The organism is Pseudomonas maioricensis (assembly GCF_022790535.1).
Taxonomy (GTDB): domain Bacteria; phylum Pseudomonadota; class Gammaproteobacteria; order Pseudomonadales; family Pseudomonadaceae; genus Aquipseudomonas; species Aquipseudomonas maioricensis.
Genome location: NZ_LOHG01000011.1, coordinates 12352 through 28841, shown reverse-complemented (window position 1 = coordinate 28841; position 16490 = coordinate 12352). Strand labels below are relative to the sequence as shown.

Genomic DNA, 16490 nt, shown 5'->3' with positions numbered 1-16490 from the left:
ACAGGGCGCCAACACGCGCCGCCTGACGAGTAGTCACAATGATCAGCAACACCGTAAAACAACTGAAGCTCTGGGCTCGCCGTCTTAAAGCCAATCTGATTCTGCTCTGGTTATGCTGCCGTCAACCGGACATGCCCTGGCTGCCGAAAATCATCGCATTGGTGACCGTGGCTTACGCCATCAGCCCGATTGATCTGATTCCCGATTTCATCCCGGTGCTGGGCTTTCTGGACGACGTGCTTCTGCTGCCGCTGGGTATCGCCCTCGCCCTGCGTCTGATCCCCGACGCGCTGCAGCAACGCTGTCGTCCCGAAGCACAAGCCATGGCAGGAGAGCGAATCAGCCTCAATGGACGCTGGTTGATGGTCGTCTGCATCGTGCTGATCTGGTTGATGATCGCCTGGGCGCTGTGGCGCGCATTGGCAACCTGAGCCTGAACCGGTCAGGCCAGCTCAAACAGTACATCCTGCGCACCTTCCCAAAGGGTTTTAACCCCGAGGGCGCGCAGGTTTTCCTTGCCCTGCACAATGGTCAGGAAGTGATTACCGGCCAATTGCCCCATTTTGCTGGCGAAGCTGCACGAACCATAGGCGATCAGGATCTCGGTCTCGCTGTAAGGCCCGGGGTAGAACAGAATGTCCCCTACCGATGGATGGCTGGTGTGGTTTTCAAAGCCGATGGGCTGATCGTTCAACAGCAGTTGGTACTCACCCAATGGTACCCAGCAAGCCTCACCGCTCCATCGAACGTGAATCGCTTTCTGTCGGTATGGCAACAGCGTGAGAAAAGCCGCAACGGTTTGCGGTGCGTCCGGATGGGTCTCAGCAAGAAACTCATACCCGCCCGAGGTAATTTTCAGGGTCGTCATTCAGGATCACTCTCAAGATAAACGGGTTGATCACATCGCATCACTGCAAGCACCTGTCTAAGCAGGCTGACTGACAGCGTTCGGTTTCCGGGTACTCTCAGGTTTATCTGCAGAAGCAGCGGATACCACCAGGCTCACTTCAAAACAGCACCCCTGTGGCACACGGCTTTCAAGATTGACCGACCACCCTTGATGCGTGCAGATGCGCTGCACCAGCGACAGGCCCAGACCGAGGCCTTCCCCTCGCTGCTCATCGCCGCGGACAAAAGGCTGGAACATGGCCTGCTGTTTCTCAATCGGTATACCGATTCCGCTGTCTTCAACCGTAAAGCGGTTACCGTGCAGGTTCAGGCTGATAAAGCCTTCGTCGGTGTAGTGCCAGGCATTGCGCAGCAGGTTGCTCATGACCGAATGCAGCAGCGTTGCGTTGTACAGGCGATCCGAACCGACGCCGGGCTCATAGCGCAAGGTCAGGCCTTTTTCTTCGATGGGTTTGCGCCAGATATCCACTAACTCATCCGCCACCGCCGTGAGCGTTGAGCGCGGGCCATGCCCTGGCACCTCGGTGTCGATACGGGCCAGTAGCAGGAAGGTTTCCACCAGTTGGCGCATGCCTTCGCTGGCGCGGGAGATGCGTAACACCTGATTACGTGATCGAGGGTCGACGGCGGGATTTTCCAACAACAACTCACAGGAACTCGCCAGCACCATCAACGGCGTGCGCAGTTCATGACTGACATCGCTGGTGAACATCTTCTCGCGACTCAGGGCGGCGCGCAGTCGGCCCAGGGTTTCATCGAAAGACACAGCAAGCTCACCCACTTCGTCATGCGCATAATCCGGTGCCAGCGCCGGGGCGGCGTCCATGACCTGATCACGGTGACGCACCTGGCCCGCCAGTTTTACAACGGGCGCCATGACCCGCTGTGCGAGGAGGCGCCCCAGCAACAACGCCAACAGAACGCTGAGCACAAACCCCACCAGAACAATGGCAAACAAGATGCGCTCGCGCTGAATCGTCGCGGACTGGTCCCGCAGCAAGACGTACTGACGACCATCCACTACGTCAACCATCGCGTAGTAACTGATGTTGTCTTTGGTGACTTTATGAAATCCGGGCCCAAGAGGCTTGAGAACATCAGGCATCGCAAACAGGCCCGACGCATCCTGCACGTAGAAAAACGAGTCTTTTTCCGGTCGATGGCTCCAGTTGGCGACGTCATCCATCAACAGCAGGCGGTGCAAGTCGCCGTTCATTGAAAGTGTGGTCAGCTTTTTACCCACCAGGTGCACAGTGACGACAATGCCTGCTGCAAAGATCAAGGCGACCAGAGTACTCATCAGCGTGAAGACGATGACGATGCGCTGTTTGAGACTGTGTTTGATATCCATGCAGCTTCCGTTGACGTTTACATCCGGACAGTATCAGGCCAGATATGTCGTCATTTCGTCAACGGAGCTACACAGTCGGTGTCGGGGACGGTGTTTAAAAACCTGGCAACGCACTGACTACGCGCAACGCCAACCCCTCATAAGCGTCGAGAGTAATCGTGAACTCACCCTGGTCTGTCAGGTCGCCTTCGACCCGTTCATTAATGATATCCACCACAGGACCCGGGGCTATGTCAGCCAGGTGCAGGGTTTCCACCACTGGCTCGTTGCTGAAGTTCAGCGCCGTGATCTGCGTGCCCTTTCCGGCAGGCAACTCGTGCACCATGATCAGCAGTCCTGGATGCTGCACATCCGGAATCAGGATCTGCTTGCTTGCAGCGATGTCGTAGGCACGGCGCACTGCGAGGATTTTCTTCAACTGCGAAGCAAATGAATCGGGACGTTGTAGCTGACTGACGAGGCTGCCGTACAGCGTTCTGGCGCGGGGCATGTTGCCCGCCGAAAAGTCGGCTTCAGGGTCCAGATCGACCAGATCGTAAGCACCGCGATGGATCCAGCGGGTATCGCCGTCCTGCATCAGATGCTGAACCTGATCAGCAGGCAATGGCAGCGCGCCGACCAAATCCCAGCCTGACAAGGCAAACACGCCGGGTTGCATGGCGTTGAACATCACCAACAGCAAGTGGATGTGCTGGATTTTCTGGACATCTTCGTCGGTGATCGCGTCCAGATCACGAATGCCCAATGCCGCTGTAATGATGCTTGCGGTGGTGCACGACACGCCATTGGTCACGAACTTCAGGTTATACGGGGCGTGCTCTCCCGCGAGCCGCTCGTACATTTCTTCACGGATATGCTCGCGAAGAATATTGCCGGGCAGCGTCTGGCCTTGATAGTGGTAGGTGTCATGGGCGTGCAGCGTCCAGAAGTGCACCAGCTCCAGGGTTAATTCGTCATGGTTCTGCAGCGCATGAATCAGCGACGCCGGGTCAATGCCAAAAGCATGTACCTGGCGCAGCATCAGCCGCAGAAACTCAGTGGTGCCGGTCAGCAGCGCATGCTGGTAAGCCGGGCGGGAAATGAAGTCGTAAGACAGATCTGCACCGCCATGAGACATCGAGGCGATGTCGTCCAGCGTCAGGTTCAATTCCTGAAAACTGAAACCGCCCGCCTTGCGGATCGCCCCGCCCAACAACTGATTGCCGGTGATCGACAGTGGATGACTTTCAGACCAGGCATTGCCTTCAGCCTTGCGCTCGACGCCCAGAAAACCATTGGCATCCAGACGTAAAACCCGCGCGCCCATGACGTCAATGGAATGTAGCGCATCGCCGATGATCATTTGCTGCGCCGCGAAACTTGGGTCCAGCCAGTTCAAGGATGGCTGACCTTCCTTGAAGTAATGCAGGTACACCCAACGCCGGGCCTTGCCGTCTACCCCCTGGACAATACCGGTAGCACTCCAGTCGGTTTCCTTGACGCCAGGCTCAAAGAAAATTACCCGTTGTAACTGACCGACGATGTAATGCTTGTCCTTCAACGCATCGACTACTTCGGGCATCAGGTTCACAGCGTCGCGGCCAGCCGGAATATCCGGCAGCAGCTGCCAGTCTTCCTCACGGATTTCGACCATGTGATACAGGCCCGGATAATCCTCATAGGCCATTTCGGCCAGTCGGAAGTCGGAACCTTTGCCGGTGTGCGACGGGATCACATCATCAATGACCACTGCGTTGTGCGCTGCAGCGATGCGGCTCAGGCTGAGCAACTGCGCATCGGTGCCCAGCTCAGGGTCGATACCGAAGCTGATCCGGTCAAAGTTACCGTCGATAGTAGGTGTGTGCTGCCGTCCCTGAAGGCCGCCGGAGGTTTTCAGCGGGCCGTTGTGAATGCCTTGAATACCAATCTCGGACATGGCGTGCCAGAGCGTTTCATCGCCCAGCGCTTCAAGGACCGATCCGCCCTGTCGGGTGATGATCGACGCCGGATAAGCAGTAAACCAGACCGATGCAATCGCCGATGCATCTCTGGGTCGGGACTCGGCGAATGGACGTTGCCAAAGCCTGCCTTGCCCTGAGTACAACTTGGCGCGCTGTCGTGCGGCATTGAGCATTGACTGTTCAACCAGCCACTCCACGTACTGCTTTTCCGGTGTCGTCATAAATTCCAGTCATCCGCTTCACGTCAGTCGAGTTGAAACGATCGGATTGATCTGAGCTATTCCGATTGAGTCTGCGTACCTTTTTCAAGGCCTCACCGGTTTTAAGAGCGTAACGGGCGACAAACGTTGCATTTATGTTTGATTGGCATACGCCAGACAGCAAAAAACTCCAGTGCCATGGGCACTGGAGTTCTCTCAACAGCGGTGTTCAGTAAGCCTGTTTCACGCTACCGCAAACAACTCTTCTGCAATCTGCTTTTGCGCCGCAGTCAGTGCATTGGCACGCGGCTCCTCGCCATAAGCCAGGCCGTGAGCGAAGACAAACTTCAAATCGGTCACACCAATGAAACCGAACAGAACCTTGAGGAAATCCTCATGGCCAACACTGGTCGGTTGACCGACGTGCAAACCACCAGCAGTGGAAACGATGATCACTTGTTTACCGCCAGCCAGGCCTTCCGGGCCTGTTTCGGTGTAACGGAAGGTACGCCCGGCAACGGTAATGCGGTCAATCCAGGCCTTGAGCTGGCTAGGAATAGTGAAGTTGTAGACTGGTGCACCAATCACAACCACGTCGGCATCGAGGAATTCTTGCAGGATTTGTTCATTGGTCGCCACTTCCTGCTTCTGCGCTGAATCACGACCTTCTTCGGGCGTGCCCGCTGCGGCAAGCGTTGCCGGGGAAAAGTGGTTCAGTGATTCGCTGGCCAGATCGCGGTAAATGACCTGTGCGTTTTGTTCAACAGCAGTAAAGGCTGAAACGACTTCGCGGCTGAGCTGGCGAGACGCAGAGTGATCGCCGAGGATGCTGGAATCGATGTGCAAAAGTTTCATAACGTGCTTCCCAAATGAAAAGTCGCCAGCTGGCGATCAAGTGGGGATAATCCTACAGCGCAATCCAATCGCTGATTAGTCGGCTTAAATGTGATAGTTCGTTCTACACACAGGACAATCGATCCCGGTATGCAAGACCTTAACGACCTTTACTATTTCGCCAAAGTCGTCGAATACGGTGGCTTTGCTGCCGCCGGACGCCTGCTGGGCATTCCCAAATCGCGTCTGTCACGGCGTATTGCCGAACTTGAAGAGCGTTTGGGCGCGAGCCTGCTGCAACGCACTACGCGCAAACTGGCACTGACGGCTGTGGGCGAGCGTTATCTGAGCCACTGCCAAGCGATGCTGCTTGAAGCGGAGATGGCCGATGAGGCAGTCGCGTCGTTGACAGCCGAGCCGCGTGGCAGATTGCGAGTGTCGTGCCCGATTGGCATGACGCACTGGAATCTGTCCGAAGTGGTCAACGAATTCCTCATCCGGCATCCGCAGGTGCAACTGGAGCTGATTCTGGTCAATCGTCGAGTCGATCTGGTCAACGAGGGCATCGACGTCGCGTTACGCGTCCGTGACGTTGGCGACGACGACCCAAGCCTGATCGTGCGTCAATTGTCTCCGGCCCGCGCCGCCATCGTGGCATCGCCGGCCTTGCTGAAAGGACACAACATCACCCATCCACAAGACCTGGCCGCGTTGCCAGTGCTGGGCGCTGCTGAGGCCGACCGCAAGGTGCACTTTCAACTGATGCACAGCAATGGCGAACGCTGCGAATTGGCACTCGATCCACGCCTGGTGGTGGATGACTTCCCGATTCGCAAAAATGCCGCTCTGCAAGGGCTAGGCCTGACCATGCTGCCTTTGATGAATTGTCACGAAGAGTTGGCCAATGGTCAGTTGATTCAGTTGTTGCCTGATTGGTCGCTGCCCAGTGGTAACTTGCAAGCGGCCTACACCCAGCGGCGCGGCATGTTGCCCGCCGTGCGCGCGTGGATTGAACATGTAAGCCAGGCGTTCAAATACGAACCCGTTACACCCAAAGCAAGCCATCAGGAGCAGACTCATGGCCATTGAGAAGACGGCTGACCAGCCAATGGACATTGAGCAAGTTGCCGCGTTTTGCCTGCAACTGCCGGGTGCCCGTGAGGACTACAAATGGGGCGGTACGCGAGTGTTTTCGATTGCTGGCAACAAGATGTTTGCGGTGATGGATCTGGCAGGCAAAGGCCTGTCTTTCAAAGTAGCGCCCGAATTATTCCTCGGTTATGTCGATCGCCCTGGCGTAAGACCCGCTCCGTATCTGGCGCGAGCGTACTGGATCAGCGTCGCCACGCCCTACTCCCTGAGTGACGAGGAGTTGCGAGACCTGTTGACCCGTTCGCATCAGTTGGTAGTCAGCAAATTGCCGAAGAAACAGCAGGTCGCACTGAAGTTGTGACGGCTTAGTAAAAGTGCCTGCTCAGGTAATTGCCACCCAGCAACACACGATCAATCCAGATCACCTCATGCAGCAGCACGATCAGCCAGAACAGCACTTGAAAGGACAGTTTGCGGGTTTTATGACGCAGCACTTGCTGCGCAAGCATCGCGCCCGGCCAGCCACCCAGCAGCTCCACGGCGTGGAGGATTTTCTCCGGAGTCCGCCAGCCGCCAGCTCTGGCCTGGCGCTTGTCGCGCCAGTAGAGAAAGAACACCAGCAGGCTCATCGTCAGGTAGACCGCAGCGGGCAACCACACGCCGTTGAGCAACAGCGACGTGAGGCCGATTACCGGCAGCAGACAAATGGCCAGGAAGATCGCCAGTTTGACTCGCGCGAAACGTAGCGGCTGCTGTTTTGGCGCTGCCGGTTTATGGGGTCTGATGCGTGATTCTGCGCCCATCAGCCTTGCACGCTGGTCCAGTCAATCCAGCCGAACTGCCAGGTCGCCAGAATCAGCAGGCCAAAGACAATGCGGTACCAGGCAAATACTGCGTAGCTGTGACTGGCAATGAACTTGAGCAGCCCGCGCACAGCTATCATGGCGAAGATAAAGGACACAACGAAACCCAGAGCAAACACCGGGAAGTCATCAGGCTGGAACAGATCGCGGTACTTGTAACCCGAGTAAACAGCAGCGCCGACCATGGTCGGCATGGCCAGAAAGAAGGAAAACTCGGTAGCGGTTTTGCGCGACAAGCCGAACAGCAGACCACCAATGATCGTCGAGCCAGAACGAGAAGTCCCCGGAATCATCGCCAGACACTGCGCGCAACCGACCTTCAGCGCGTCGCGCCAGGTCATATCATCAACGCTTTCGGCATGAACTACGTGGTCCCGACGCTCGGCCCACAGCATGATCACACCGCCGATGACCAGAGCCGTCGCGACCGTAATCGGGTTGAACAGGTATTCGTGGATCAAGTCTGCAAACATCACACCCAGCACAACGGCGGGCAGAAAAGCGATCAGCAGATTGAGCGTGAAGCGTTGCGCCTGACGTTGTTTGGGCAGCCCGATGACCACATCAATGACCTTGCGGCGAAACTCCCAGACCACGGCAAGTATCGCGCCGAGTTGAATGATGATGTTGAAGGCCATCGCCCTCTCGCCACCGAAGTCGATCAAGTCCGCGACAATGATCTGGTGCCCGGTGCTGGAAATGGGCAGGAACTCCGTCAGCCCCTCCACAATCCCGAGAATCAATGCCTGAGCGGCGGTCCAAAGATCCATCATTCCCCCAAGTGAAGCATTGCTCGAAGCAAGCCTCTTAAAATTGTCATGTCAAAACAGCGTGCAAATATGCCCGTCAAAAGGTGAAAACTCCGTTAAAAACGGACGCTTACAGCAACGGCCAAAGCAAGGCGTGGCGATGCTAACAGACCTTGAGGCACGACGCTGCCACTGAAGTTTGCCCCGTGACGTTTGACGCCCGGACCGAAGTTACAAGCAAGACGCCAGCCGCTGGTTTTTGCTTCGAATGACTGCGCGCAGCTTCATATACGCTTACAATCGGGACCGTTTCCGCCCTTCCGAGAATTAGCGATGCCTTCACCTTATTGCCTGGCAGCCCCCCGGCGCGCCATCTTAACGTGGTCCAAGGCAACCGCTTAATGAAAGTACTCGTACTCACCGGTCCCGAGTCGACTGGCAAAAGCTCGCTGGCAGCAGAAATACAGCGCTGCTTCGGTGGTGTGCTGGTGCGCGAGTATGTACGCAGCTTTATTGAGCAGCACCAGCGGGATACCTGTTACGCGGATATCCCCGCCATCGCTCAGGGCCAACTGGACCGAGAAGATGCTGCCCGCGCCGCCGCGCCCGAGCTGTTAATCCTCGATACTCACCTGTTGAGCAACAAGCTCTGGAGTGAAACGTTATTCGGGGATTGTCCTGCGTGGATTGAGCCCGCATTGCTGGCTCGACACTATGATTTGCATCTGTTGCTTGATCCGCGCGATATCAACTGGGTGGGCGACGGTCAGCGGTGCCAACCCGAGCTGGCGTCACGACAGGCATTCTTCCATGACACCTTGCACTGGCTTGAACAGCATCAGCAGAATTATCTGGTCATCGGCGGCACTTGGGCCCAACGACGCGAACGAGTCTTCGCGGCAGTCGAGCAACTACTCAAGTGCGCCTGAGCGACGGCACCGTTCAACGAATCTGATGCTTGTGCAGTAGACGATAAAACGTGGGCCGGGAAATCCCCAGCACCTTGGCGGCCACACTCAGGTTGTCGCTGTGACGCGTCAACACGTCACACAGTGCCTGGCGTTCAGCCCTGGACTTGTAGTCATCCAGAGTCCCCATGCTGCTGACTATATCGTCCTCGCCCAGCAGCCCCAGATCAGCCGCTTCAATCTGCCGCCCCTCCGCCAGGACCAATCCACGGCGCACACGATTGGCCAGCTCACGGACGTTACCCGGCCAGTCATGTTTGCCCATCGCGACCAGTGCGTCCTGACTGAAGTTGCGCACACGCCGACCGGTTTCCTGGCTATAGAAATGCGCGAAGTGATTGGCCAGTAACGCCAGGTCGCCGTGCCGTTCGCGCAGCGGCGCAGTACCGACCTGCAATACGTTCAAGCGGTAATACAAGTCCTCACGAAAGCGTTTCTTGCGGATCGCAGACTCAAGGTCAACGTGGGTAGCGGCCAGCACCCTGACGTCGACACCGATCGCCACTCTCCCGCCAATGCGTTCGATCTGTTTGTCCTGTAGGAAGCGCAGCAGACTGGCTTGAAGCTCCATGGGCAGGTCACCAATTTCATCGAGAAACAGCGTGCCGCCGTCAGCCGCCTCGATGCTGCCGATTTTCAGTTCGTTTGCGCCTTCGAAAGCGCCCTTCTCATAGCCAAACAGCTCACCCTGAAGCAAATGTTCAGGCGTGGTCGCGCAGTTGATGGCAACGAAAGGTTTATTTCGCCGGTGTGACTGAGAGTGCAGGTTGCGCGCGATCAGCTCTTTGCCAGTACCCGACTCGCCGCGGATCAACACCGGAGACTCAGTTGGCGCCAGCTTGCTCAGTAGCCTGCGAAGTTCACGAATCGGACGACTTTCGCCCAGCATTTCATGCTCCGGTCCCGACACGTAAGCCGCTCCCTGAGCACGCAGCCGAGCCATACCATAGGCGCGACCCAGCGTGACCTGCATACGTGCGACATCAAACGGCAAGGTATGAAAGTCAAAAAACCACTCGCAGACAAAGTCGCCGATTTTCTCTCGGCGCAAGTCATCCGGACTCAATACCGCGATCCATTCGGTATGGCTGCGCGTAATCAGGTCTTTAACCCCTTCTGGATGCTCAAAGTGATAAGGCATCAGACGGATCAGTCCCACATCGCAGCTGCGGTTGGCAGCGGCCTCAACGGTACTGCTATCGACATCCCAGCCTGCTGCGCGCAGGACAGGGATAAGCTGATGACAGTCGTCGCACGGATCAACAATTAACAGGCGTCGCGGTGGTGGTGCCGATTCATGCATAAGGAAGTCCTTGGCGCCATAATTGAAATCCAGTTAATAAAAACATTTTATAAACAGTTAGTTGGAGGCGGCGTTTTGAACGTTAGCAAATATTTGACAGTCGCTTGTACCGATTAACTATAGGGTTCAGATCGAAAGGTAATTAGCGCACTCCACGCGGACAGGCGCGGAAGGCGGAGCTGACAAAAGGAATTGGAAATCTGCAGACAACCGCTCTACAGCCCGCGAAAACCGGGCGATGTGTAAAAGAATTGAAAATAATTGATGTGCTGTGTGACTCGAATGGCACTCGGGATCATCAACACAAGTAACCAGCTGAACGGTAAGCCCAACCGGCAGCGATTACTTTTGATACGGGCACTTTGAGGAAATGACCATGAACGCCCCATTGCGCTTCAACGATGCACTTCTGATCGCTGGACACGCTTTTGAACCTTTCCAATGCGTAGCCTGGGCACCGCAAGACGGTAACGGCGAGCTGAGCCTGACGGTCATCGACCGCACCAGCAATCGCATTGGCCGCCGCCAGATCGCTCGTAGCACCTACTCGGATGCCAAGCGTCTGGCTAACGAGCTTGAACTGGCCCGCGCTGAAATCAGCAACGAAGGCCACCGCCTTGAGCCGTGGACCATGCCAGCCTGAGGCAATGTAGACGCGGCCCCTGTGGATGCTCACCCGGCATAAAAGATAACGCGGTGCGCCTTCAGGCGGCGTCTTATGTATCGCGATCAAGCTCGGCTCCTACAGATATCGATGATCCCTGTAGGAGCCGAGCTTGATCGCGATAAACGATGACACGACAGCCCGCCTTGTCTAGCGAACCTTCAGCCCATCAATGTGCTGATACTCGATCCCCAGACTCAACGCCATCTGTAGCGCTCTGCCCAACCGGATCGGGCCGCTTTCAATATCGATCAACAGGCCCGGACAGTTGAATACCGGCAACGCGCCTGAATCCTTCACTCGACCATCGGTCAGGACCAACAGACGCTGCTGTTCGGCTGGATGCTGTTTCTGACGTTTATCCAGCCATTGGCGTGCAAGATCAAACGCGGCTGTTAATGGTGTCCCACCTCCCGCACCCAGCTCATCCAGCCACGGTTGCAGCGCGCTGGAGGCCTTGAGACCCTGATGCTGCCAGCGCGGCGTGTTGCCATTAGCCGTCAGCAGCGCCAAACGCACACGGCGGCGATAAGCGTCATCAAACAATTCAGCCAATAGCCCTTTGGCGTGGCTCAGGGCCTGATAGCGCCTTGTGGAAGCCGACGCATCGACGATCACCAGCCATAACTCGGTAGCCTTTTGGCTGCGAGGCTTACGGATCAGATCACCCCGGAGCTTTGGTTTCCCGCGCAACAGTGTCGGCAGCCAGGCAATTGCTCCATCAGCACCACTGCGCAGCGCGCCAGTGCGGCCACCGGCAACTTTGCCTGGCCGGGGCCTGGCATCCGCCCCCGGAGAACAGCGAGGACGGATGCCTAAGGCTTTTTTGGCCAGCTCGGCACTTCGCGACGTACGCCTGTAGATATTGCCTGGGCGGGCAACTCGCCCCAACTGCCCTGACCTTGATCTGTGCCTGACGAGTCTTGATGCGGCGCAGGCTGCTGCGGCGCTTGCTCCTGAGGTGGCTGCTCCTGAGTTAGAGAGTCACGACGCCGGTGGCGCAAGGCAAACTCTGCGACAGCATCGATATCCTGCATTTCAATCGCAGACGCGCCACGCCAGGCCGCATGGGCGCGGGCAGCACGCAGCCAGACCAGATCAGCGCGCATGCCGTCGACGCCTGCGGCAAAACAACGCTCGGTAATAATGCTGAGAGACGTGTCATCCAGCGCGATATTACCGAGCGCGATGCGTGCCTGTTCGCAGCGTTGCTTGAGTGCCTGCTGCTCACCTTCCCACTGCTCGCAAAAAGAACGCGGATCGCTATCGAAATCCAGACGCCGACGAATGATCTGCCCCCGCTCTGCGGGCAATGTTTGACCGCTCAGCACCACGTTCAGGCCGAAACGGTCCAGCAACTGCGGCCGCAACTCCCCTTCTTCAGGATTCATCGTGCCAATCAGCACGAAACGCGCCTGATGGCGATGAGAGATGCCGTCGCGCTCCACCAGATTGACGCCGCTGGCAGCGACGTCCAGCAACAGGTCGACCAGGTGATCAGCCAATAGGTTGACTTCATCGACATACAAAACGCCGCCGTCAGCCTTTGCCAATACACCTGGAGAAAACTGCGCCCGGCCTTCGCCGAGGGCCGCGTCAAGATCAAGGGTACCGACCAGCCGTTCTTCGGTGGCCCCCAGTGGCAGCGTGATGAACTGCCCGCTGGCCAACAAGTCGGCCAGACCGCGAGCCAGCGTTGATTTGGCCATTCCCCTTGGCCCCTCGATCAGTACACCACCGATTTTCGGGTCGATGGCGCTCAGGCACAGCGCCAGTTTCAGCTCATCGGCGCCCACTACGGCCGCCAGAGGGAAGTGTGGGGTATCGCTCAAGGTCATATCGCGCAACGTCATCAGCTCTCTTCTATGTCCAGCAACAGGCTTTCCAGCGCGTCACGGTAATTGCCCGGTTCCTGCCATAACCCACGCTGCTGCGCTTCAAGCATGCGCTCGGTCATATCCCGCAAGGCATCGGGGTTGTGCTGCTGAATGAATTCACGGGTCGATGGATCAAGCAGATAAGCATCGGCCAGCAGCGCATATTGGTGATCGTCGATCAGTTCGGTGGTGGCGTCGAAGGCGAACAGAAAGTCCACGGTCGCGGCCATCTCGAATGCGCCTTTATAACCATGGCGCTTTGCGCCGTCGATCCATTTCGGGTTAGCGGCGCGTGAACGGATAACCCGGTTCAATTCTTCCTTCAGGGTGCGGATTTTTGGCAAATCCGGCTGGCTGTGATCGCCGTGATAGCTCGCGGTCTTCTGACCACTCAAGCTCTCAGCTGCCGCCAGCATGCCGCCCTGAAACTGGTAATAGTCGTTGGAGTCGAGCAAGTCGTGCTCTCGGTTGTCCTGATTCTGTACCACAGCCTGAACCTGGGACAGGCGACGGGCAAAACGCTCCCGGGCGGGCGTGCCTTCATCCGTCGCGCCATAAGCGTAGCCGCCCCAGTTCAGATAGACCTCGGCCAGGTCATCACGGCTTTGCCAGAGTCGACCGTCAATAGCGCCCTGAACACCGGCGCCATATGCACCGGGCTTGGCACCGAAGATACGCCAGCCGGCTTGACGTGCTGCCTCGTCACCAGCAACACCGTTCTCCAGCAACGCCGTGCGCTCTTCGCGAACTTTTGCAGCCAGCGGGTTCAGGTCGTCCGGTTCGTCCAGTGCAGCAACGGCCTGTACCGCTGCGTCAAACAACCGGATCAGATTGGCGAAGGCGTCGCGGAAGAAGCCGGACACTCGCAGCGTCACGTCAACCCGAGGCCGGTCCAGCAAGCTCAACGGCAGGATTTCAAAGTCATCGACCCGCTGACTGCCTGTTGCCCACACCGGTCGAACGCCCATCAGCGCCATGGCTTGAGCAATGTCATCACCACCGGTGCGCATTGTGGCGGTGCCCCACACCGATAAACCCAGTTGACGTAAATGATCACCATGATCTTGTAAGTGCCTCTCCAGCAACAAATTTGCTGACTGAAAGCCGATGCGCCAAGCGGTTGTGGTGGGCAGGTTTCGCACGTCAACGGAGAAGAAGTTTCGTCCGGTAGGCAGTACGTCTATGCGACCGCGGCTGGGCGCCCCGCTAGGACCTGCCGGTACGAACCGACCGCTCAAGGCATCCAGCAGTCCTTGAATCTCCGCTGGGCCACAGGCGTCAAGGCGCGGCGCTACAACTTCTTTCAAATTGTTAACTATTTCACGCAGATCATTGTTTTCAAATGGGATTTCATATTCGTCATTATTAACAACGTGATCAATAAGCCAGGCTGCGTACAGTTCAAGGCGCTCACGGGTGTCGCCCGCCGTACGCCAGGGGTCGCTACTGATCGCGGCCAGCGCTGACGGCTTTTTCTCCAGCCAGGGCTGCGCAAGGTCGCAGTCCAGCGGATCGAAATTCAATTCGAACGCTTTGCTCAAGGCCCGTAGCAGGCTCGATTGCGCCCCACGACCGTCGCCGCGAGGAATGCGCAGCAACGCCAACAAGGTGTCTATACGCAGGCGGCCGGTGGGAGATTCACCAAAAATATGCAAGCCATCGCGAATCTGAGACTCCTTCAAATCGCACAGGTACGTGTCCAGCCTTGGCAACCAGATCGCTGCATTGTCGTCTTTCAGAGAGGCATCCAGTGCCAGTTCCTGATCAATATTGGTTTCCCGGACCAGCTTGAGAATATCCCGCTGCAGTTCCAGCGCGCGACGTGGGTCCAGCAACTGCGCTTCGTAATACTCGTCCGCGAGCAACTCCAGGTTGCGCAACGGGCCGTAGGTTTCAGCACGCGTCAGTGGCGGCATCAGGTGATCGATAATCACCGCTTGGGTCCGGCGTTTGGCCTGAGCACCTTCGCCTGGGTCGTTGACGATAAAGGGATAGATGTTCGGCATTGCACCAAGAATTGCGTCTGGCCAGCAATTCTCCGACAACCCAACGCCCTTGCCCGGCAGCCACTCCAGATTGCCGTGTTTGCCGACGTGCACCACCGCGTGGGCGCCGTACGCTTTGCGCAGCCAGAAATAAAATGCCAGGTAGCCATGAGGCGGCACCAGGTCCGGATCGTGATAGACGGCGCTGGCGTCCACTTGATAGCCACGCGCAGGCTGGATGCCGACAAAGGTCAGGCCGTACCTGATTCCGGCGATCATCATTCGTCCGCTGCGAAACATCGGGTCGTTATGAGGCGCACCCCAGCGCGCAATGACCGCTTCACGGTTGGCCAAAGGCAAGTTTTCAAAGGCAGCGGTGTACTCGTCCAGCGCCATGCTTTGCTGGCAAGGCCGCAGGTCGATGCTGTCGAGATCGTTGGTCACGCCGCCGAGCAACTGGTGAATCAGGTCGGTACCGGTTTCCGGCAACTCGGCAACCGGATAGCCCTCATGCCGCATTGCACGGAGGATATTCAGCGCTGCTGCTGGTGTATCCAGACCGACCCCGTTGCCAATGCGCCCGTCGCGTGTGGGGTAATTGGCTAGAATCAACGCGACGCGTTTGTCGGCATTGGGCAGGCGTGCAAGCAGAACCCAGCGGCGTGCCAGCTCGGCGACGAAATCCATGCGCTCGGAGTGCGGGCGATAGCAAACCACATCCGATTGACTGCGCTCGCTGCGCCAGGCCAGATCCTTGAAGCTGATCGGCCGACTGATGATTCTGCCGTCCAGCTCGGGCAAGGCAATGTGCATGGCCAGATCCCGAGCACCGAGGCCCTGCTCACTGGCGCGCCAGCCAGGTTCGTTGTCCTGCGCGCAAATCGCCTGAATAACCGGGATATTGCGGCGAAACGGACGCACATGCGGCGCTTCAGGACTGGACTGAGCGAACCCGGTGGTATTGAGGATCAGTTCAGCGCCGACCTCGTCCAGCCAGTCCTCGACCACCGTCATACAGCCCGCTTCCTTCAGACTGGCCACGGCGATGGGCAAAGGGTTCAAGCCTTGCGCCTGCAGACGAGCGCAAAACACATCGATGAACGCGGTATTGGCGGCCTGCAAGTGGGAGCGATAGAAAAGAAGCGCCACGACCGGTTGATTCGGCAACCAGTCAGCGAACCAGCTTTCAGGGTTGGCGCTGACGCCCTGCGGATGATAAACCGCGGTGCGCGGCAAGGCCTGTGGCTCGGACCATGGATAGTCCCGACCGAGCAGGCGAGTCGCGAGACAACGATAGAAATCCAGCGCGTTATGCATACCGCCCTGACGCAGAAACTGCCATAACCGATGGCAGTCATCAGCGGGAGCGGTGCTGCGCTCCGTCAACTCGGGATCATGGCGGTCACACCCCGGAACCATGATCACTTGCACACCGCTTGCAGCAAGCTCCATGAGGCGCTCGACGCCATAACGCCAATAGCCGATCCCGCCGTGCAGGGAGATCAGAATCACCTTGGCGTGACGCAGGACCTCATCGAAATAGAGGTCCACTGACGCGTGGTTCTGAACCTGCATCGGGTTAGCCAGACGCAAGGTCGGATAATCCTCAGGGAGTTGCTGCGCCGCTTCGGCGAGCAACGCCAGGCTTGAATCACCGCTGCAGAGAATGACCAGCTCGGCGGGCGTTTGCCCGAGGTCGGCAATACTGTCGTCCGGTACAAAACCACCGGGCTGGGTTCTCAGCAGGTGCATGCA

15 protein-coding genes are annotated in these 16490 nt (G+C 57.6%); 5 read left to right on the top strand and 10 right to left on the bottom strand.

Translation table 11 applies throughout. The features are described from left to right. Nucleotides 1–38: 38 nt before the first annotated feature. Nucleotides 39–431: a YkvA family protein gene (locus AUC61_RS17580; RefSeq protein WP_243247465.1), complete on the top strand. Its 393-nt coding sequence runs from the start codon at nt 39–41 to the stop codon at nt 429–431. An 11-nt stretch (nt 432–442) separates the two neighbouring features. On the opposite strand, the gene AUC61_RS17575 is transcribed toward AUC61_RS17580, so the two are convergent. The 4 genes from AUC61_RS17575 to AUC61_RS17560 all read right to left on the bottom strand — a co-directional run bounded on the left by AUC61_RS17575 (nt 443) and on the right by AUC61_RS17560 (nt 5255). Beyond that, entirely contained in the window at nt 443–868 is a 426-nt protein-coding gene (locus AUC61_RS17575; RefSeq protein WP_243247464.1) for a DUF3830 family protein, read from the bottom strand. Nucleotides 869–925: 57 nt separating this feature from the next. Then, the gene (locus tag AUC61_RS17570) at nt 926–2260 is read right to left on the bottom strand and encodes a sensor histidine kinase (protein WP_243247463.1); all 1335 of its coding nucleotides are present in this window, start codon (nt 2258–2260) and stop codon (nt 926–928) included. Nucleotides 2261–2354: 94 nt separating this feature from the next. Beyond that, complete coding sequence (gene treS, locus AUC61_RS17565; RefSeq protein WP_243247462.1) at nt 2355–4421, bottom strand: maltose alpha-D-glucosyltransferase; 2067 nt, start codon at nt 4419–4421, stop codon at nt 2355–2357. 222 nt (nt 4422–4643) lie between these two features. Further along, nucleotides 4644–5255, bottom strand: coding sequence for an FMN-dependent NADH-azoreductase (locus AUC61_RS17560; RefSeq protein WP_243247461.1), 612 nt, complete (start codon nt 5253–5255; stop codon nt 4644–4646). 129 nt (nt 5256–5384) lie between these two features. On the opposite strand from AUC61_RS17560, the gene AUC61_RS17555 reads away from it, so the two are divergent. Together AUC61_RS17555 and AUC61_RS17550 are read left to right on the top strand one after the other, a co-directional pair. Then, a complete protein-coding gene (locus AUC61_RS17555) occupies nt 5385–6323 on the top strand; it encodes a LysR substrate-binding domain-containing protein (protein WP_243247460.1) in 939 nt (312 codons plus the stop codon). 19 nt (nt 6324–6342) lie between these two features. After that, nucleotides 6343–6687 carry an MmcQ/YjbR family DNA-binding protein gene (locus AUC61_RS17550; RefSeq protein ID WP_243247625.1) on the top strand — a complete coding sequence of 115 codons (345 nt, stop codon included), beginning with the start codon at nt 6343–6345 and terminating at the stop codon, nt 6685–6687. Between the two features lie 4 nt (nt 6688–6691). Here AUC61_RS17550 and AUC61_RS17545 read toward each other — a convergent pair whose 3' ends face one another. Both AUC61_RS17545 and AUC61_RS17540 read right to left on the bottom strand, forming a co-directional pair. Further along, nucleotides 6692–7129, bottom strand: coding sequence for a DUF1294 domain-containing protein (locus AUC61_RS17545; RefSeq protein ID WP_243247459.1), 438 nt, complete (start codon nt 7127–7129; stop codon nt 6692–6694). Then, nucleotides 7129–7959: an undecaprenyl-diphosphate phosphatase gene (locus AUC61_RS17540; protein WP_243247458.1), complete on the bottom strand. Its 831-nt coding sequence runs from the start codon at nt 7957–7959 to the stop codon at nt 7129–7131. Before AUC61_RS17540 ends, AUC61_RS17545 begins: the two co-directional genes overlap by 1 nt. 380 nt (nt 7960–8339) lie before the next feature. Here AUC61_RS17540 and AUC61_RS17535 point away from each other — a divergent pair, with 380 nt between their 5' ends. Further along, nucleotides 8340–8867 (top strand): AAA family ATPase, encoded by a 528-nt coding sequence (locus AUC61_RS17535; protein ID WP_243247457.1) that lies wholly within the window; start codon nt 8340–8342, stop codon nt 8865–8867. A gap of 13 nt (nt 8868–8880) precedes the next feature. On the opposite strand, the gene AUC61_RS17530 is transcribed toward AUC61_RS17535, so the two are convergent. Then, nucleotides 8881–10209 carry a sigma-54 dependent transcriptional regulator gene (locus AUC61_RS17530; RefSeq protein WP_243247456.1) on the bottom strand — a complete coding sequence of 443 codons (1329 nt, stop codon included), beginning with the start codon at nt 10207–10209 and terminating at the stop codon, nt 8881–8883. A gap of 376 nt (nt 10210–10585) precedes the next feature. Between AUC61_RS17530 and AUC61_RS17525 the strand changes: the two genes are divergently transcribed. Then, a complete protein-coding gene (locus AUC61_RS17525; RefSeq protein WP_027901210.1) occupies nt 10586–10852 on the top strand; it encodes a hypothetical protein in 267 nt (88 codons plus the stop codon). Nucleotides 10853–11023: 171 nt separating this feature from the next. Here AUC61_RS17525 and AUC61_RS17520 read toward each other — a convergent pair whose 3' ends face one another. The 3 genes from AUC61_RS17520 to cobN form a co-directional block, all read right to left on the bottom strand. Next, nucleotides 11024–11611, bottom strand: coding sequence for a vWA domain-containing protein (locus AUC61_RS17520; RefSeq protein WP_279291074.1), 588 nt, complete (start codon nt 11609–11611; stop codon nt 11024–11026). Nucleotides 11612–11688: 77 nt separating this feature from the next. Further along, the gene (locus tag AUC61_RS17515; RefSeq protein ID WP_243247623.1) at nt 11689–12705 is read right to left on the bottom strand and encodes a magnesium chelatase ATPase subunit I; all 1017 of its coding nucleotides are present in this window, start codon (nt 12703–12705) and stop codon (nt 11689–11691) included. A 20-nt stretch (nt 12706–12725) separates the two neighbouring features. Further along, nucleotides 12726–16487: a cobaltochelatase subunit CobN gene (gene cobN, locus AUC61_RS17510; RefSeq protein WP_243247455.1), complete on the bottom strand. Its 3762-nt coding sequence runs from the start codon at nt 16485–16487 to the stop codon at nt 12726–12728. Nucleotides 16488–16490: the final 3 nt, after the last annotated feature.